The following is a 17,799-nucleotide window of genomic DNA, read 5'->3' as shown; positions in this document are numbered from 1 at the left end:
CCAGCAGGCCCTCCAAGGCATCAGCGTGCCGCCCCAGCCGCAAATCATGGTGGATTTGCAGATGGAGCAGTACATGCCCGACCCGGACCTGGAAGTGATCGCTCGGTTGATCTCCCAGGACCCGGGCCTGTCCGGCGCGTTGCTGAAGATCGTCAATTCGTCCTATTACGGCCTGAGCAACAAGATCGCCTCGATCCAGCGCGCGGTGAACCTGCTGGGCAGCCGGTCGATCATCAACCTGATCAACGCCCTGTCGATCAGGGGCGAGATGAGCGACGACACCATCGTCACCCTCAACCGCTTCTGGGATACCGCCCAGGACGTGGCCATGACCTGCCTGACCCTGGCCAAGCGCACCGGCGCCCAGGCGGTGGACGAGGCTTATGCCCTGGGGCTGTTCCACGATTGCGGCGTGCCGCTGATGCTCAAGCGCTTCCCCAATTACATGACGGTGCTGGAGCAGGCCTACGCCAACGCCGGCCCCGACTGCCGCGTGGTCGACACCGAAAACAACGCGTTCAACACCAACCATGCGGTGGTCGGCTACTACACCGCCAAATCGTGGCGCCTGCCGGAGCATGTGACCGATGCCATCGCCAACCACCACAATGCCTTGGCGGTCTTCAGCGATGAATCGTCGCGCAATCCGCAGCTGAAAAACCTGCTGGCGATCCTGAAGATGGCCGAGCACATCTGCTCGTCCTACCGCGTGCTGGGTAATCAGTCGGTGGATCATGAGTGGAATGCCGTCGGCCACCTGGTGCTGGACTACGTGGGCCTGTCGGACTACGACTTCGAAAGCCTGAAGTTGTCGATCCGCGAACTGGGCGCGCACTGATCCCCCCTTCACGAGGTACACATGCCCGAGTTACCAGAAGTCGAAACCACCCGGCGCGGCATTGCGCCGCACCTGGAAGGCCAGCGGGTCAGCCGCGTGGTGGTGCGTGAGCGGCGCCTGCGCTGGCCGATCCCGGAAGACCTCGATGTGCGCCTTTCCGGCCAGCGCATTGTGCTGGTGGAGCGGCGGGCGAAGTACCTGTTGATCAACGCCGAAGTGGGCACCTTGATCAGCCACCTGGGCATGTCGGGCAACCTGCGCCTGGTGGAGGTCGGCATGCCGGCGGCCAAGCATGAACATGTGGATATCGAGCTGGAGTCCGGCCTGGCCCTGCGCTACACCGACCCTCGGCGTTTCGGCGCGATGCTCTGGAGCCAGGACCCGCACAACCATGAACTGCTGATCCGCCTGGGGCCGGAACCGCTGACGGACCTGTTTGATGGCGAGCGCTTGTTTCAGTTGTCTCGCGGCAAGTCCATGGCGGTGAAGCCGTTCATCATGGACAACGCGGTGGTGGTCGGTGTGGGCAATATCTATGCGACTGAGGCGTTGTTTGCGGCGGGGATTGATCCGCGTCGCGCCGCCGGCGGCATTTCACGCGGGCGTTATTTGAAGCTGGCGATCGAGATCAAGCGCATTCTGGCGGCGGCGATCGAGCGTGGCGGCACCACGTTGCGGGACTTTATCGGTGGTGACGGGCAGCCGGGGTATTTCCAGCAGGAATTGTTCGTCTACGGCCGCGGTGGCGAGGCGTGCAAGGTCTGCGGGACTGAGCTGCGCAATGTGGTGCTGGGGCAGCGGGCGAGTGTGTTTTGCCCCAGGTGCCAGAGCTGATTGCTGGGTGATGGCTGATATGGCCATCGGGGGCTTGCCCCCGATGAGGCCCTGATAGGCGCTGAAGAACCTTAGGCTTTACCGGTAATCTTCCGGTACTTCTCCATCAACTGCTCTTCCGACTCCGGATGAGCTTCATCCAGCGGAATGCAATCTACCGGGCACACCTGCTGGCACTGCGGCTCGTCGTAGTGACCGACGCACTGGGTGCACAGGTTAGGGTCGATCACGTAGATCTCTTCGCCCTGGGAGATGGCGGCGTTCGGGCACTCGGGTTCGCAGACGTCGCAATTGATGCAATCGTCGGTGATGATCAGGGACATGGAAACTCCTGCCAGGGCTGTCAGCCAAGGCATCTGAAAACTAATGCGCGCAATTGTGCCGCATTGGCGCTCGCAGTGCGAGCTGTGGTGAGCGGGCTTGCCCCGCGTTGGGCAGCGAAGCGGCCCCAAAACCAGACGACCGGTTATTCACCTGAGGCGACGCGAGTCTTTATTAGGGCTGCTACGCAGCCCAACGCGGGGGAAGCCCGCTCACCACATTACTTCTTGAAGCGCAGCGTCAGCGCATCGGCCACGGCCGGATGCACGAACTTGGTGATATCCCCGCCTAAAGCGGCAATTTCACGCACCAACGTCGAGGAAATGAACGAATAACGCTCCGACGGCGTGAGGAACAGGCTTTCCACGTCCGGCGCCAGTTGGCGGTTCATGTTGGCCAGCTGGAATTCGTATTCGAAGTCCGACACCGCGCGCAGGCCACGCAGGAACACATTGGCGTTCTGCTCTTTGGCGAAATGCGCGAGCAACGTGGAAAAGCCCACCACTTCCACGTTGGGCAAGTGCTTGGTGACCTCACGCGCCAGCTCCACGCGCTGTTCCAGGGGAAACAGCGGGTTTTTCTTGGGGCTGGCCGCGACTGCGATGATCACATGGTCGAACAAACGAGAGGCGCGTTCGACCAGATCGCCATGGCCTTTGGTAATCGGGTCGAAGGTACCTGGGTACAACACTCGGTTCATCGCGTCGTCCTGGCGGAGTCCGTTGGGGAACCGGATGGTATCGCAGCCATCCCGGTCGGCCAAGTCAACTTATGCATAAGAAAGCCGTATAGACACCGTGAATAGCGTGTTTTTTCACGCTGTTTTCAGACGTTCGGCCAAGGCTGTCGCCAGTTGAGCGGTTAATCCGTACACCGACAATTGCGGGTTAGCCCCAATACTGGTGGGGAATAACGAGCCATCGTGGATCGACAGGTTGCGCAACTGGTGATGGCGACCAAGGCTGTCAGCCACCGCGTTTTTCGGATCTTCCCCCATGGCACAGCCGCCCATCACATGGGCGCTGCCCAGGGTTGTCCGGTGCAACTCCAGATTCAAACCGTCAATCACGCTACGCGCCTCGGCCAAGGTATTCACGAACCGTGCGTCGTGGTGCAGGGGCTTGACCGACTTGGCGCCCGCCGCGAACTGGATCTCGGCCATGCTGTGAAAGGCCCGGCGCAGGCCGTCCCAGGCATAGGGTGAGACCTGATAGTCGAGCACCGGCGTACCGTCACCGCGTAAATCCACGCTGCCGCCCTGGCTGTCGGGGTGAAAGCCGTCACGCAACAGCGCGAGCATGGCGTGGGTGTGAGGCAATTGGCCCATGTCCAAGGCGTTCTGTGTGCCATAGCCGCCGAACAAGGTGCTGGCCAAGCCAGGATGCAGGGGCGGTGCTTCCAGCTTGTAGGACATTTTGCCGGTGGTGCCGTCCTGCCATTGGAAGTGATCGGAATAGATCGACTGCGGCGCGCCGTAGAACGGGTTGATCACTTCATCGAACAGCCCGGCAGAGAAGTTCACCAAGTGCAAAAAGGTCCGCTTGCCCAGACGCGAATGCGGATCGGGGGCATCCGAGCGCATCAGCAGCGCCGGGCTATTGATGCCGCCGCCCGACAGCACGTAATGCTTGGCCTTCACGGTGATCTTGCGCCCGGTAGGCGCCACGCAACGCGCGTCCATCGCCACGCATTCCAGGCTGCTGATGGTGTCGCCGCTGTATTTGAGCTGCTCGGCGCGGGCCAGGTACAGCAGTTCGCCGCCTTTTTCCAGGGTGGATGGGATGGTGGTCACCAGCATCGACTGCTTGGCGTTGACCGGGCAGCCCATGCCGCAATAACCCAGGTTGAAGCAGCCACGTACGTTGCGCGGGATCACATGCCAGCTGTAGCCGAGCTTTTCGCAGCCTTTGCGGATCACATCATTGTTGGCATTCGGGGGGATGGCCCACGGCGCGATGCCCAGGCGCTGCTCCATCTTTTCGAACCACGGTGCCATTTCCGCGCTGCTGTGGCCTTTTACCGCGTACTCGCTGGCCCAATGGCTAAGAGTGGCGTCCGGGGTGCGGAAGCTGGAGGTCCAGTTGATCAGCGTGGTACCGCCCACCGCGCGGCCCTGCAGGATGGTGATCGCGCCGTCCTTGCTCATGCGGCCGATACCTTCCTGATACAGGCTGGCGTAGGCCTCGTCCTCCAGCAGCTTGAAGTCGCTGCTGGTCTTGAGCGGGCCTTCTTCGATCAGCAGCACTTTATAGCCCGCAGCGCTGAGGATTTCGGCGGTGGTGCCGCCACCGGCGCCGCTGCCGATAATGGCCACGTCGGCTTCGAGGGTCAGGTCGCTGTCGAGGGCGGCGCCATTGTGGGTTTTCCAGCCGCGGGCGAGGCCGTCGCGGAACAGATCGGGTACGGGCATCAGTGTCGTCTCTTGTTTTTATTGTGAGGGATGCAAATCAGATCTTCGGCGGGCCGGGGTAGCCGCAATGCGCCCAGGCGGCGGGCCGGAAGTACCAAGCCATGATCACCAGCTTGAGCAGCGAGCCCTGGCCCATGCGCAGCAGGTTCAGGTAGCTGTTTTCCCAGCGGTGCAGGAAGTTGCGGATCTGCTCCGCGCTGGCGTTTTCCCAACTGCCCCAGATGCCGGTCAACGGGCCGCGCGTAATGCCCATGCCGAGCACATCGAACAGTTGCTGGGTGAGCTTGAACATCTCCGGCGACAGGTGCTGCAGGCTGTAGTCGAGTTTTTTCAGCGTGTCTTCAATCCCGGCGACCACATCCTCTGCGTTGGCAACGCCTTCGAGCAGCACCGGGATCACCGCGCGCAGGAACGGCAAGTCACTGCTGCGCAACATGGCAAAGCCGCTGGCCGGGGTGCTGCTGGAGCAGCCACTGAGGCTGGCGCCCAGCCCGGCCGTGGCCAGGAAGGCGCTGGCGCACAGGCCGATCTTCAAGACGCCGCGCCGCGACAGCGCGGGTGAATCCATGAGGCTAGGGTTCATTGTTATTGTTATCCCGTGGGTGGCGGTGTCAGCGGACAAACAACTTCTGGATCAGTTTCTGGATCGATTTGCCGTAGGGCGGGTAGATCAATTTCGCCGCGTTCAGGCGCTGTTTCACCAGCACGCCCTTGGCTTTGCTGAACGTCAGGAACCCTTCATGGCCGTGGTAGTGGCCCATGCCTGACGGTCCGATGCCGCCAAAGGGCATGTCGTCCTGGGCCACGTGCAGGAGGGTGTCGTTCAGGCAGACACCGCCGGAATGGGTCTCGTGGAGTACCCGATCCTGTTCGCGTTTGTTGTAGCCGAAGTAATACAGGGCCAGCGGGCGAGGGCGTTGGTTGATGTAGGCAAAGGCTTGGTCGATGCCGCGATAAGGCACGATTGGCAGCACCGGGCCGAAAATTTCGTCCTGCATCACCGTCATGTCGTCACTGACATTCAGCAGCAGGCTATGGGCCATGCGCCGCGCCTGGCCCTGGTCGTACAACGGGATCAGGGTGGCGCCCTTTTCGGTAGCGTCCTTGACGTAGGCATTGAGCCGGGCCAGTTGCCGCTCATTGATGATGGCGGTGTAGTCCGGGTTGTCGGCCAACGTCGGATAAAACCCGCGAACCGCCTTGCTGTAGGCCTCGACGAAACCCTCCACGCGGTCCTCCGGCACCAGCACGTAGTCCGGGGCCACGCAGGTTTGCCCGGCGTTCAAGGCTTTGCCGAAGGCGATGCGTTCGGCGGCGTCCTTGAGCGGGACGTCGGCGGAGACGATGGCCGGCGACTTGCCGCCCAGTTCCAGCGTGACCGGCGTGAGGTGCTCGGCAGCGGCGCGCATCACGTGTTTGCCGATACTGGTAGCGCCGGTAAACAGCAGGTGATCGAAGCGCAGCTTGGAAAACGCCATGCCCACTTCGGCCTCGCCGAGCACCACGCACACCAGGTCCTCGGGGAAAATCCTGGCCAGCAAGGTCTTGAGCAGTTCGCCGGTAGCGGGCGTGGATTCGCTGAGCTTGAGCATCACCCGGTTGCCCGCCGCCAACGCGCCGACCAGTGGGCCGATGGCCAGGTACAGCGGGTAGTTCCACGGCACGATCACGCCGACCACGCCCAGCGGTTGGTAAATGACTTTGGCTGACGCGGGTTGGAAGGCCAGGCCTACAGCGCGGCGGGAAGGTTTCATCCAGCCTTTGAGGTGTTTGCTGGCGTAGTGAATGCCATGCAGGCTGGGCATCAATTCGGCGAGCAGGGTTTCATCGGCGCTGCGGTGGCTGAAATCTTGGCTGATGGCATTGATCAGTGCCTGGCGCTCGTCACTGAGCACCTCCCGCAAGGCCTTGAGCCACTGCTGGCGCTGTGCGGCTGGCGGCATCGGGTGAGCGGCGTAGGCGCGGCGTTGGGCGTCGAACAGGTCCTGGAGTTGATCCAGCGCCTGGGAATCTTGCAGATAGGCAACGTTGGCAGACATGGCGCAGCACCGATTGTTATTGGTCTGCCTGGATTTTTAGAGTCATTACTCTAAATTGTCAAATGACATTGCAGCAACATGCAGATTTATCCTGGTAAGGATAGGCCGTAAGATGCCCTATCACGTGTACAGAAGCTGATTCCCCTATGGCACCACGAGTAAAGACCAGCGAACGCATTGTGCAAACCAGCCTGGAGCTTTTTAACCAGCAGGGTGAGCGCAGTGTCAGCACCAACCATATCGCCGCCCATATGGAAATTTCGCCGGGCAACCTGTACTACCACTTCCCCAACAAGCAGGCGATCATCGCCGTGCTGTTTCGCGAATATGAAGCGTTGGTGGACACTTTCCTGCGTCCGCCCCAGGGGCGAGCCATGTTGGTGGAAGACAAGCGCTTCTACCTCCAGGCCTTGCTGGCCGGCATGTGGCGCTACCGTTTTCTGCACCGCGACCTTGAACACCTGCTGGAGAGCGACCCGGAACTGGCCACCGGCTATCGGCGTTTTTCCCAGCGTTGCCTGATCCAGGGCGGCGCCATCTACCAGGGGTTTGTCGATGCGGGCATCCTGAATATGGACCCGGTGCAAACCGAAGCCCTGACCCTCAATGCCTGGATCATCCTCACCTCCTGGGTGCGTTTTCTGTGCACCACCAATGAAAACTCCGCCCACCTGAGTGCCGAAGCCATCAAGCGCGGGGTGTATCAGGTGCTGGTGCTGGAGGCGGGCTTTGTCACGCCCCAGGCAAAAGAGGCGGTGGATGCATTGTTCAAAGAGTTTTACGTGCCGTTGAACCAGGCACTGGAAGACGTGAAGTAGGACCTTTCCCGAATCTGTTCACAGGAGTCCATCATGCCGCTTGCCCAACTGATCAACCCCCAGCAATTGGCCGAGCGCCAGAAGACCGCCGGGCTGGTGATCCTGGATTGCCGTTTTGCCCTGGAAGACCCGGATTACGGGCGTTGCAGCTACGCCGAAGGGCATATCGAAGGTGCGCAGTACGCTGACTTGGAGCGCCACCTTAGTGGGCCGGTAATCAAAGGTGTGACCGGTCGTCACCCGTTGCCGGCAGCGAATACCTTCGCCGAGCAACTGCGGGCGTGGGGTGTGAGTGCCGATACCGACGTGGTGCTTTACGACGACGGTCCTGGTGCCTATGCCGCCCGCGCCTGGTGGTTGCTGGCCTGGCTGGGCAAGCGCGACGGCGTATTTATCCTGGATGGGGGGCTCAAGGCCTGGCATGCGGCGGGTTTCCCGTTGAGCCTGGATGCGCCGGTCGTCGAGCGCGGGACGTTTGCCGGTACACCGGACAATCGTCTGCTGCTGGATGCCGAACACCTGCAAAAACGCCTGGGCCAACCCGGCCTGACCCTGATTGATGCCCGCGCCCAACCGCGTTTTCGCGGCGAGGTGGAGCCTATCGACCCGATTGCCGGACACATTCCCGGTGCGCAATGTGCGGCGTTCAACGAAAACCTGGGCAGTGACGGGCGTTTCCTCCCGGCCGAGCAACTCAAGCAACGCTTCGCCGCGCAGTTGCAGGGCCGCTCGCCGGAAGAACTGGTGGCGTATTGCGGCTCGGGCGTGACGGCCTGCCACAACCTGTTCGCCCTGAGCCTGGCGGGTTACCCGTTGGGCAAGTTGTATGCGGGGTCGTGGAGCGAGTGGATTACCGATCCTGCGCGGGCAATTGCTACGGGTGACTGAGTTCCCGGTGGGGTAAACCCTCCCACATGTTCAACCGTGGTGTGCCAGTAACCATTGGGGGATGCGCCGCTCCAGGTAGTAGCTGGGGCGTTTCAGTGAGCCATCGACGAAGCCCACGTGCCCACCTTTGGCCGTCAGTTCAAACTCGGTGCACGCCGACAGCTCGCTGGTCTCCGGCAAGCTGTGGGCGAATACGAACGGGTCATCGGCAGCCTGGATAATCAGCGTCGGCGTGCGGATCGCGCCCAGGTAGTAGCGACTCGAGGCGCGGCGGTAGTAATCCTCGGCACTGAGGAACCCGTGCAGCGGCGCGGTGACCCGGCCATCGAAGTCCCAGAAGGTGCGCATCTTCTCCAGCGAGCCAAGCGCTTCCAGGGCCTTCAGCCCGTCCGCGCGGCCATCCTGTAAAAAACGGCTTTGTTTGACGCGGATATACGCGAGCATTTCACGCATGAAGTGCTTTTGGTAAACCCGCGAGAAACCTATCCCGATGCGGTCCGCACACTGGTCCAGGCGAAACGGCACCGACACCGCCGCCGCGCCTTGCAGCCCGGATGCCTCGCCGGTTTCCCCCAGGTGCTTAAGCAGCACATTGCCCCCCAGCGAATAACCCACCGCATACAGCGGCGCCAGCGGCCGCTTGGCGCGTAGATGCGCAATGGCGGCGGCCAGGTCTTCGCTGGCGCCCGAGTGATAGCTGCGCGCCAACAGGTTGGGCTCGCCCGAACAGCCACGCCAGTTCAAGGCTGCACTGGCCCAGCCTTGGGCGGCGAGGACTTTTTGCAGGCCGGCCACATAGGGGGAATTGGATGAGCCGGTCAGCCCATGCAGCACCAGCACCAACGGCGCCAGCGCGTCATGGGGGCCATGCCAGTCGAGGTCGAGAAAGTCGCCGTCTTCCAGCCACAGGCGTTCGCGTTGGCGTTCGATATGAGTGGTAGGGCGCCACAGCGGCCCCCACAGTGTTTGCAGGTGAGGGTTGCCGAGGCCGAAGGCGGGGGTGAAGAGGTCGGAGGACGGTGTCATGAAACTCTCAGTCTGTGGCAAGCCCGCTCACCACAATTGAAGCCAGTCTGAAAAATCAGGCGACGCTTTCGACCAATCGATGCCACAACGCGTAATACACACGACCGGACTTCTGCTCCCGGTGCAGGCGCCACGCGCCCGGCAAGCCCAGGGTAGACGGCGCGGTCTCGCTCTCAGTGTAGATCCACGCATCCGGCGCCAGCCACTGGCGTTCTTCCAGCAACGCGCACACGGTCGGCAACAGGTTCTGGTTGAACGGTGGGTCGAGGAACACCACGTCATAGGCGCTGGCAGCCTGGGTTTCCAGGTAGCGCAGGGCGTCGGCGGTCTGCACCTGGCCGTTGGTGCAGCGCAGGGTGCCCAGGTGTTCCTTGAGGCTGGACACCGCGACATTGCTGGCATCCAGCGCCTGGGCCTGGGCCGCGCCACGGGACAGCGCCTCCAGGAACAGCGCGCCACTGCCCGCGAACGGGTCCAGCACCTTGGCGCCGGCAATGTAAGGCGCGAGCCAGTTGAACAGGGTTTCACGCACGCGATCCGGCGTCGGGCGCAGGCCCACGACGTCGGGGAAGCTCAGCTTGCGGCTGCCCCATTCACCGCCAATGATGCGCAGTTGGCCCACACCGTTATGCACGTTGTGGACAGGTTTTTTTGGGCGAGATGAACTGGCCATTAATGCTCCGGAACCCCGAGCGGCTGCTCGGCAGGTTTATCAGTGGGGGGCGGTAGTGGCTTTTGCGCAGTCGTTGGGCCGGCAGTCACGATGACCATCTTGTCGGCGCTCAAGTGTTTGTTCAAGGCAGCCTTGACCTGCTCTACGGTCAGTGCCTGGGATTGTTTCATGAAATCTTCCAGATAGCTCAGCGGCAGGTTGTAGAAACCCATGGCGCCCAGCTGCCCGACGATATCGGCGTTGCTCGCAGTGGACAGCGGGAAGCTGCCGGCCAGCTCGCGCTTGGCGTCATCCAGTTCCTTTTGCGTCGGGCCGGTCTTGAGGTAGTCGGCCAGCACGTCTTCGACCAGGCGCAAGGTGCCGCCGCTCATTTCGGCGCGGGTTTGCAGGTTGATCATGAACGGGCCACGCACTTGCATCGGCGAGAAGCCGGAATACACACCGTAGGTCAGGCCACGTTTCTCGCGCACTTCGCTCATCAAACGGGTGCCGAAGCCACCGCCGCCGAGGATCTGGTTGCCCAGGGACAGCGCTGCGTAGTCCGGGTCGGCGCGGTCGATGCCCAATTGGGCGAACAGCAGGTGAGTCTGTTTGGACGGGAACTCGATATGGCTCAGGCCGGGCTTCGGCTCGGTCGGCTGGGCGATTTTCGCCATGGCCGGGCCCTTGGGCAGCGAGGCCGACACTTTGGCGGTCATCGCTTCGGCTTCGGCGCGGGTCAAATCACCGACCACGGCAATCACCGCATTACCCGCCGCATAAGCCTTGGCGTGGAACGCCTGCAACTGTGCGAGGGTAATCTTCGGAACGCTTTCTGGCGTGCCTTCGCTCGGGTGAGCGTATGGGTGGTCGCCGTACAGGCGCTTGAACAGCTCCAGGCTCGCCAGTTTGCCGGGGTTCTGCTTCTGGTATTCAAAGCCGGCGAGGATCTGGTTCTTGATCCGCGCCAGGGAATCGGCGGGGAAGGTCGGTTTGCCGATCACCTCGTCAAACAGCGCCAGGGCGGCGTCGCGTTTAGCGCTGTCGCTGAGGCTGCGCAGGGACACCAGCGCCATATCGCGATAAGCACCATTGCCAAAGTCGGCGCCCAGGCCCTCAAAACCACTGGCAATCTGGCTCACATCCTTGCCCGGCACGCCCTCATTGAGCATGGCGTTGGTCATCAGTGCCAGGCCCGGCACGTTGCCGTCCTGGCTGCTGCCGGCGGCGAACAGGATGCGCATGTCGAACATCGGCAGCTCATGGGCTTCGACAAACAGCACCTTGGCGCCTTCGGCGGTGGTCCAGGTTTGCACGTCGAGCTTGCGGTTGGTCGGCGCCTTGCCGTCCAGCTCCGCCAGGGATTGCAGTTTGTTGGCCGATTGCGCCTTGTCCAGCGCCTGGCTGGCGACGGACTCACTTGGGCGCAGGAAGTACACGGCGCTTGCCGCGATCAACGTAACGACGATCAGGCCCGGCAGGATCAGGCGGCTGCTTTTGCGATCACTCATGAGCGGTCTCCTCAGGCAAAACATGGGCGACGCTCAGACGTTCGCGGGTGAAATAGGTGCGCGCGGCCTTCTGGATATCTTCCGGGGTCACGCTTTGCAGGTCGGCCAGTTCGGTGTCCATGAGTTTCCAGGACAGGCCCACGGTTTCCAGCGAGCCGATGGCGGTGGCCTGGCTGGTGATCGAGTCACGCTGGTACACCAGGCCGGCGATGACCTGGGCACGGATGCGCTCCAGTTCTTCGGCGGTCGGTGGCTTGGCCTTCAACTCTTCCAGCAGGCGCCACAGGCCGGCTTCGGCTTGGGCAACGGTTTTTTTCTTTTGCTGGTTCGGAGTGGCCGAGAGGGTGAACAGGCTGTCGCCGCGGGTATAGGCGTCGTAGTTGGTGGATGCGGCGGAAACCAGCTCTTCACCACGCTCCAACTGTTCGGAGATCCGTGCGCTGTAGCCGCCGTCCAGCAGGGCCGAGATCAGGCGCAAGGCCTGGACCGAGCGTTTGTCTTCGGCGGTGGCCAGGCCAGGTACGTTGAAGCCCAGGATCACGCTCGGCAATTGGGTCTGCACATGCATGGTCAGCAGGCGCTCGCCGGGCTCGGCCAGCTCCATCGGAATCTTGGCGGGCGGTACGTCACGCTTGGGGATCGGGCCGAAGTAGCGCTGGGCGAGGTTTTTCACCTCGTCCGGGGTCACATCGCCGACTACTACCAGGGTGGCGTTGTTCGGCACGTACCAGGACTGGTACCAGTGGCGCAGTTCCTCAACCTTCATACGGTCGAGGTCGGCCATCCAGCCGATGGTCGGTGTGTGGTAGCCGCTGGCCGGGAAAGCCATCGCCTTGAAGCGCTCGAAGGCCTTGGACATCGGATTGTCGTCGGTGCGCAGGCGGCGTTCTTCCTTGATTACCTCGATTTCGCGGCTGAATTCGTCGGCCGGCAGGCGCAGGCTGGCCATGCGGTCGGCTTCCAGCTCAAAGGCAACGCCCAGGCGGTCACGGGCCAGCACCTGGTAGTAGGCGGTGTAGTCATCGCTGGTGAAGGCGTTTTCTTCGGCGCCCAGGTCTCGCAGGATCAGCGAGGCTTCGCCGGGGCCGACCTTGGCGCTGCCCTTGAACATCATGTGCTCCAGGGCGTGGGACAAACCGGTCTGGCCCGGGGTTTCGTAGCTCGAACCGACCTTGTACCAGACCTGTGAAACCACCACCGGCGCGCGATGGTCTTCGCGCACGACCACCTTGAGGCCGTTATCCAGGGTGAATTCATGGGTGGGTTGTGGGTCGGCAGCCAAGGCTGAAAGTGGCAGACAAACTGTGCTGAGCAGCAGGCCTGCGGCGTGGCGGGCTAGAGCATTCATTCGTTTTTAAACCTGTTGGGCTGCCCGCTTGGTCTTAGCGTCGGCGGGCGAGGAGGTGCTAGGATACTGATCCGACCTAGGGACGGCCACTATGGCTGTCTTGTTAAGGCCCTATTTAGGCCTTACAAAATGTTGCGCATGAACGAGCTGGCTAAAAAACAGTCTGTTACGCATCGAATTTTATTTACCGATGTGCCCCTTGGCGCGTCGCTACCTTGAGATAGCCGTCTCCATGTTTGGTTCCAACGACGACAAGAAGACCCCAGCTGCGGCTGGCGAGAAGAAAGGCCTGTTCGGATGGCTGCGCAAAAAGCCGCAGGAAACCGTCGCTGAACAGCCACAGGTTCAAGCTGAGCCGATCCACGAGCCTATAGTAGAAGCCGAACCGGTAGTCGAAGCGCCGGCGCCGGTCGTTTTGCCGATGGCTGAGCCGGTGTTGCAGCCGGTGGCCGAAGTGGTGCCGGAACCTGAGCCCGAGCATAAGCCGTGGCCGGAACTGCCGGTGGCCGAAGAGCCCGTGGCGCTGGTTGACGACGTGCAGGCCGAGCATGTGACGCCGCCGATTCCGGTGGTTATCGAGCCGGTTCCTGTCGTGATCGAAGAGCCTGCGCCTGTAGCTGTGATCGAGCCGGCACCCGTTGCGGTTGTCGCGCCAGTGGTTGAGCCGGCTCCCGTCGTGGTTGCCGCTCCCGCCGTTATCGAATCGCCCGTCGAGCCCGCGCCCGTCGCTCCTGTCGAAACCAGCAAGACCGGCTTCTTCGCTCGCCTCAAGCAAGGCCTGAGCAAGACCAGCGCCAGCATCGGCGAAGGCATGGCCAGCCTGTTCCTCGGCAAAAAGGTGATTGACGACGAACTGCTGGAAGACATCGAAACCCGCCTGCTGACCGCCGACGTGGGCGTCGAAGCCACCGCCGTGATCATCCAGAGCTTGACCCAGAAGGTCGCGCGCAAGCAGTTGACCGATGCCGACGCCCTCTACAAATCCTTGCAGGCCGAGCTGGCGGCGATGCTCAAACCCGTGGAAGCGCCACTGGTGATCACCCCGAACAAGCCGTTCGTGATCCTGGTCGTGGGCGTCAACGGCGCCGGCAAGACCACCACCATCGGCAAACTGGCCAAGAAGCTGCAGTCGGAAGGCAAGAAAGTCATGCTCGCCGCCGGCGACACCTTCCGCGCCGCTGCCGTCGAGCAATTGCAGGTCTGGGGTGAGCGCAACAAGATCCCGGTCATCGCCCAGCACACCGGTGCCGATTCCGCCTCGGTGATCTTCGACGCCGTGCAAGCCGCCAAGGCTCGTAACATCGACGTGCTGATTGCGGATACCGCCGGTCGCCTGCACACCAAAGACAACCTGATGGAAGAGCTGAAGAAAGTCCGCCGCGTGATCGGCAAGCTCGACGCAGACGCCCCGCACGAAGTGCTGCTGGTGCTGGACGCCGGTACTGGCCAGAACGCCATCAGCCAGGCCAAACAATTCAACCAGACGGTCCAACTGACCGGCCTGGCGTTGACTAAGCTCGACGGCACGGCCAAAGGCGGCGTGATCTTCGCCCTGGCCAAGCAGTTCGGGTTGCCGATTCGTTACATCGGCGTCGGTGAAGGCATCGACGACCTGCGCACCTTTGAAGCCGAACCCTTTGTACAGGCACTGTTTGCCGAGCGGGAGCGTTCATGATTCGATTCGAACAGGTCGGTAAACGCTATGCCAACGGGCATGTCGGCTTGCATGAGCTGAGCTTTCGAGTGCGTCGCGGCGAGTTCTTGTTTGTCACCGGTCACTCGGGGGCCGGCAAAAGTACGCTGTTGCGCTTGTTGCTGGCCATGGAGCGCCCAACCACCGGCAAATTGCTGCTGGCGGGCCAGGACCTGGCCACCATCAGTAATGCGCAGATCCCGTTCCTGCGCCGGCAGATCGGCGTGGTGTTCCAGAATCACCAGTTGCTGTTCGATCGTACGGTGTTCAACAACGTTGCCTTGCCGTTGCAGATTCTTGGATTGTCCAAGGCCGAAATCGTAAAGCGCGTGGATTCGGCCCTGGAGCGCGTGGCGCTGTCGGACAAGACCGACCTCTACCCCGGCGACCTGTCCACCGGCCAGCAACAGCGCGTCGGCATTGCCCGCGCGATCGTTCACCGTCCGGCCTTGCTGCTGGCGGACGAACCCACCGGTAACCTCGACCCGCGCCTGGCGGCCGAGATCATGGGTGTGTTCGAAGACATCAACCGTCTGGGTACCAGCGTACTGATCGCCAGCCACGACCTGGCGCTGATCGCACGTATGCGCCACCGCATGCTGACCCTGCAACGCGGTCGCCTGATCGGTGACGGGGAGGCTGGCGTATGAGTGCGACACGTAGCCCCAAGGTTTCCGAGCGCGTGGCGCCGAAACCGGCCGATCCGCAACCGAAAAAGAAAAAACACGACGACGATGACGGCCCGGACTTCAGCACCCTGCTGCGCGCCTGGATCGAAAGCCATCGCGCCAGCCTGCTGGACAGCCTGCGTCGCCTGGGCAAGCAGCCGATCGGCAGCTTTTTTACCTGCCTGGTGATGGCCGTGGCCCTGAGCCTGCCGATGGGCTTGTCGTTGCTGCTTAATAATGTCGAGCGCCTGGGTGGCTCCTGGCAGCGTGCGGCGCAGATTTCGCTGTACCTGAACCTGGATGCCAGTACCAAGGAAGGCGAAGCGCTACGGGACGATATCAAGAACATGCCGGGCGTCGCGGACGCCGAGTACGTCAGTCGCGACCAGGCCCTTGAGGAGTTCCAGCAACAGTCCGGCCTGGGCGAGGCGCTTAAGGAGCTGCCGCAGAACCCGTTGCCGGGTGTGGTCCTGGTGACGCCGAATGAAGTCGACAAGGCGGGCCTTGAAGCCCTGCGACAAAAACTCGCAGAGATGCCCAAGGTGCAACAGGCGCAACTTGATCTAGTCTGGGTAGAGCGCCTGGCGGCGATCCTCAAGCTGGGCGACCGCTTTGTGTTCGGCCTGACGGTGCTGTTGGTGTCTGCATTACTTTTGGTGATAGGTAATACCATTCGTCTTCATATTGAAAACCGTCGCACCGAGATAGAAGTGATTAAACTGGTCGGCGGCACGGACAGCTATGTGCGTCGGCCTTTTCTGTACATGGGCGCGCTTTATGGCCTGGGTGCGGGGATTTTGTCCTGGGGCGTGCTGGCGTTCGGCCTGAACTGGCTGAACGACGCAGTCGTTGGGCTTGCCGGCTTGTATGGCAGTGATTTTGCCTTGGCCGGGGTACCGGTGGCCGATGGTCTGTCGCTCTTGCTTGGCGCGGTATTGTTGGGTTATATCGGTGCCTGGATTGCGGTCGCACGGCATTTACGTGAGCTGGCACCGAAGTAGTTAATGTCAGATTAATGTGGTTTCGTTTGTATTGACCGTATCAGTGGTTTAGGGAACTTGTCCTACGGTTCCCGGTCAATTTTCGCAGTGCTGAACTGCACGAGTTATGTGAGTCGGAGGTTTTTTCGTATGACCACTTCTTTGCAACCTGCTTATGCCTTGGTCCCGGGTGCGAACCTGGAAGCCTATGTGCACACGGTCAACAGCATTCCATTGCTGACCCCCGAGCAGGAGCGTGAACTGGCCGAGAGTCTCTACTATGAGCAGGATTTGGGGGCGGCTCGGCAGATGGTGCTCGCCCACCTGCGTTTTGTCGTACATATCGCCCGTAGCTATAGCGGCTACGGGCTGGCCCAGGCTGACCTGATCCAGGAAGGCAACGTCGGCCTGATGAAGGCTGTAAAGCGCTTCAACCCTGAGATGGGCGTGCGCCTGGTGTCGTTTGCCGTGCACTGGATCAAGGCGGAAATCCACGAGTTCATCCTGCGCAACTGGCGCATCGTGAAAGTCGCGACCACCAAGGCCCAGCGCAAGCTGTTCTTCAACCTGCGCAGCCAGAAAAAACGCCTGGCGTGGCTGAACAACGAGGAAGTCCACCGCGTGGCCGAAAGCCTCGGCGTGGAGCCCCGTGAAGTGCGCGAAATGGAAAGCCGCCTGACCGGCCATGACATGGCCTTCGACCCGGCCGCCGAAGCGGACGACGACAGCGCCTTCCAATCGCCGGCCAACTACCTGGAAGACCACCGGTACGACCCGGCGCGTCAACTGGAAGATGCCGACTGGAGCGACAACTCCAACCACAACCTGCACGAAGCGCTGGAAGTGCTGGACGACCGCAGCCGTGACATCCTCTACCAGCGCTGGCTGGCGGAAGAAAAAGCCACGCTGCACGACCTGGCACAGAAGTACAACGTGTCGGCCGAGCGGATTCGTCAGCTTGAAAAGAGCGCGATGAACAAGCTGAAACTGTCCATCGCTGCTTAAAAGTGTGGGAGGGGCGCAAGCCCCTCCCACATTTGTTTGTTGTATCAGTCGGACCAAGGCGCTTTGCGAGAGTTGTTCAGTTCCGCCAGATAACCATCCCCACCCAGCTGGCTCATCTGCTGGCGAATCCACGCCGCTCGCCGCGCCACATACGCGGTCGGATGACTGGCACTCCACACCCGTGGATTAGGCAACACCGCCGCCAGATAGCTGGCCTGTTGCCGGGACAATCCCTTGGCACTCACGCCAAAGTGATGTCGCGCCGCCGCTTGTGCGCCAAACACGCCTTCATCCCATTCCACGCTGTTGAGGTACACCTCAAGAATCCGCTGCTTGGGCCAAAACACCTCGATCAGCCCGGTAAACCAGGCCTCCAGGCCTTTGCGCAAATAACTGCGACCCGCCCACAGGAACAGGTTTTTCGACACCTGCTGGCTCAGCGTACTCGCGCCACGGATCGAACCGCCGCGTTCGTTGTGCAGGAGTGCTGCCTGGATCGCACCGAAATCAAAGCCCCAATGCTGCGGGAAGCGCTGGTCTTCACCGGCCATCACCGCCACTTTCAGGTCGTCGGAGATTTCTTCCCACGGCACCCAGGTGCGTTGCAGGTCAATGGGTTCGCCGTCGAACCAGGATTCGACCTTGCGCTCCACCATCAATGCGGTGAAGGGCGGCGGGACGACACGGAACAGCAGCACCAGCAGAACACTGCCAATGGCGAACCATTTCACGACGGTGAGAAAGCGTTTGAAGAGGACACGCAGCATA

General features: G+C 61.8%; 18 protein-coding genes. 8 read left to right on the top strand and 10 right to left on the bottom strand.

What is annotated here, in order from left to right:
- The first annotated feature begins 25 nt into the window (after positions 1-25).
- Entirely contained in the window at positions 26-838 is an 813-nt protein-coding gene (locus ACHPFG_RS29775; protein WP_431703533.1) for an HDOD domain-containing protein, read from the top strand.
- Positions 839-859: 21 nt separating this feature from the next.
- The gene (mutM, locus tag ACHPFG_RS29770) at positions 860-1,672 is read left to right on the top strand and encodes a bifunctional DNA-formamidopyrimidine glycosylase/DNA-(apurinic or apyrimidinic site) lyase (RefSeq protein ID WP_184745105.1); all 813 of its coding nucleotides are present in this window, start codon (positions 860-862) and stop codon (positions 1,670-1,672) included.
- A 71-nt stretch (positions 1,673-1,743) separates the two neighbouring features.
- Here mutM and ACHPFG_RS29765 read toward each other — a convergent pair whose 3' ends face one another.
- The 5 genes from ACHPFG_RS29765 to ACHPFG_RS29745 form a co-directional block, all read right to left on the bottom strand.
- Complete coding sequence (locus ACHPFG_RS29765) at positions 1,744-1,995, bottom strand: YfhL family 4Fe-4S dicluster ferredoxin (RefSeq protein WP_008364838.1); 252 nt, start codon at positions 1,993-1,995, stop codon at positions 1,744-1,746.
- A gap of 218 nt (positions 1,996-2,213) precedes the next feature.
- The gene (coaD, locus tag ACHPFG_RS29760) at positions 2,214-2,693 is read right to left on the bottom strand and encodes a pantetheine-phosphate adenylyltransferase (protein WP_003176711.1); all 480 of its coding nucleotides are present in this window, start codon (positions 2,691-2,693) and stop codon (positions 2,214-2,216) included.
- A 114-nt stretch (positions 2,694-2,807) separates the two neighbouring features.
- The gene (locus ACHPFG_RS29755; protein ID WP_431701171.1) at positions 2,808-4,403 is read right to left on the bottom strand and encodes a GMC family oxidoreductase N-terminal domain-containing protein; all 1,596 of its coding nucleotides are present in this window, start codon (positions 4,401-4,403) and stop codon (positions 2,808-2,810) included.
- Positions 4,404-4,440: 37 nt separating this feature from the next.
- Positions 4,441-4,986, bottom strand: coding sequence for a twin-arginine translocation pathway signal protein (locus ACHPFG_RS29750; protein ID WP_431701170.1), 546 nt, complete (start codon positions 4,984-4,986; stop codon positions 4,441-4,443).
- Between the two features lie 28 nt (positions 4,987-5,014).
- Positions 5,015-6,442 carry a coniferyl aldehyde dehydrogenase gene (locus tag ACHPFG_RS29745; protein WP_431701169.1) on the bottom strand — a complete coding sequence of 476 codons (1,428 nt, stop codon included), beginning with the start codon at positions 6,440-6,442 and terminating at the stop codon, positions 5,015-5,017.
- A gap of 146 nt (positions 6,443-6,588) precedes the next feature.
- Here ACHPFG_RS29745 and ACHPFG_RS29740 point away from each other — a divergent pair, with 146 nt between their 5' ends.
- Both ACHPFG_RS29740 and ACHPFG_RS29735 read left to right on the top strand, forming a co-directional pair.
- Positions 6,589-7,260 (top strand): TetR/AcrR family transcriptional regulator, encoded by a 672-nt coding sequence (locus ACHPFG_RS29740; RefSeq protein WP_131697520.1) that lies wholly within the window; start codon positions 6,589-6,591, stop codon positions 7,258-7,260.
- Between the two features lie 33 nt (positions 7,261-7,293).
- The gene (locus tag ACHPFG_RS29735) at positions 7,294-8,148 is read left to right on the top strand and encodes a sulfurtransferase (RefSeq protein ID WP_431701168.1); all 855 of its coding nucleotides are present in this window, start codon (positions 7,294-7,296) and stop codon (positions 8,146-8,148) included.
- A gap of 30 nt (positions 8,149-8,178) precedes the next feature.
- Here the strand turns inward: ACHPFG_RS29735 and ACHPFG_RS29730 are convergent, their stop codons facing one another.
- The 4 genes from ACHPFG_RS29730 to ACHPFG_RS29715 are packed head-to-tail and all read right to left on the bottom strand — an operon-like array spanning position 8,179 to position 12,685.
- Positions 8,179-9,174, bottom strand: a complete 996-nt coding sequence (locus ACHPFG_RS29730) for a hydrolase (RefSeq protein WP_431701167.1) — start codon at positions 9,172-9,174, stop codon at positions 8,179-8,181.
- 55 nt (positions 9,175-9,229) lie between these two features.
- Positions 9,230-9,847: a 16S rRNA (guanine(966)-N(2))-methyltransferase RsmD gene (rsmD, locus tag ACHPFG_RS29725; protein WP_131697517.1), complete on the bottom strand. Its 618-nt coding sequence runs from the start codon at positions 9,845-9,847 to the stop codon at positions 9,230-9,232.
- The gene (locus tag ACHPFG_RS29720; protein ID WP_431701166.1) at positions 9,847-11,337 is read right to left on the bottom strand and encodes a M16 family metallopeptidase; all 1,491 of its coding nucleotides are present in this window, start codon (positions 11,335-11,337) and stop codon (positions 9,847-9,849) included. The genes rsmD and ACHPFG_RS29720 overlap by 1 nt, the downstream gene beginning before the upstream one ends.
- Positions 11,330-12,685 (bottom strand): M16 family metallopeptidase, encoded by a 1,356-nt coding sequence (locus tag ACHPFG_RS29715; protein WP_131697515.1) that lies wholly within the window; start codon positions 12,683-12,685, stop codon positions 11,330-11,332. The genes ACHPFG_RS29720 and ACHPFG_RS29715 overlap by 8 nt, the downstream gene beginning before the upstream one ends.
- A gap of 232 nt (positions 12,686-12,917) precedes the next feature.
- On the opposite strand from ACHPFG_RS29715, the gene ftsY reads away from it, so the two are divergent.
- The 4 genes from ftsY to rpoH all read left to right on the top strand — a co-directional run bounded on the left by ftsY (position 12,918) and on the right by rpoH (position 17,031).
- Complete coding sequence (gene ftsY, locus ACHPFG_RS29710) at positions 12,918-14,360, top strand: signal recognition particle-docking protein FtsY (protein ID WP_431701165.1); 1,443 nt, start codon at positions 12,918-12,920, stop codon at positions 14,358-14,360.
- Positions 14,357-15,028, top strand: coding sequence for a cell division ATP-binding protein FtsE (gene ftsE / locus ACHPFG_RS29705; protein WP_003234627.1), 672 nt, complete (start codon positions 14,357-14,359; stop codon positions 15,026-15,028). The genes ftsY and ftsE overlap by 4 nt, the downstream gene beginning before the upstream one ends.
- Complete coding sequence (ftsX, locus tag ACHPFG_RS29700) at positions 15,025-16,047, top strand: permease-like cell division protein FtsX (RefSeq protein ID WP_065923857.1); 1,023 nt, start codon at positions 15,025-15,027, stop codon at positions 16,045-16,047. The genes ftsE and ftsX overlap by 4 nt, the downstream gene beginning before the upstream one ends.
- Before the next feature lie 129 nt (positions 16,048-16,176).
- Positions 16,177-17,031: an RNA polymerase sigma factor RpoH gene (gene rpoH, locus ACHPFG_RS29695; RefSeq protein ID WP_003176698.1), complete on the top strand. Its 855-nt coding sequence runs from the start codon at positions 16,177-16,179 to the stop codon at positions 17,029-17,031.
- A 44-nt stretch (positions 17,032-17,075) separates the two neighbouring features.
- Here the strand turns inward: rpoH and mtgA are convergent, their stop codons facing one another.
- Positions 17,076-17,798: a monofunctional biosynthetic peptidoglycan transglycosylase gene (mtgA, locus tag ACHPFG_RS29690; RefSeq protein ID WP_431701164.1), complete on the bottom strand. Its 723-nt coding sequence runs from the start codon at positions 17,796-17,798 to the stop codon at positions 17,076-17,078.
- Between the last annotated feature and the right edge of the window lies 1 nt (position 17,799).

This window comes from Pseudomonas sp. BR20 (assembly GCF_050780135.1).
Classification (GTDB): domain Bacteria; phylum Pseudomonadota; class Gammaproteobacteria; order Pseudomonadales; family Pseudomonadaceae; genus Aquipseudomonas.
This window is presented reverse-complemented; position numbering and strand designations above follow the sequence as displayed.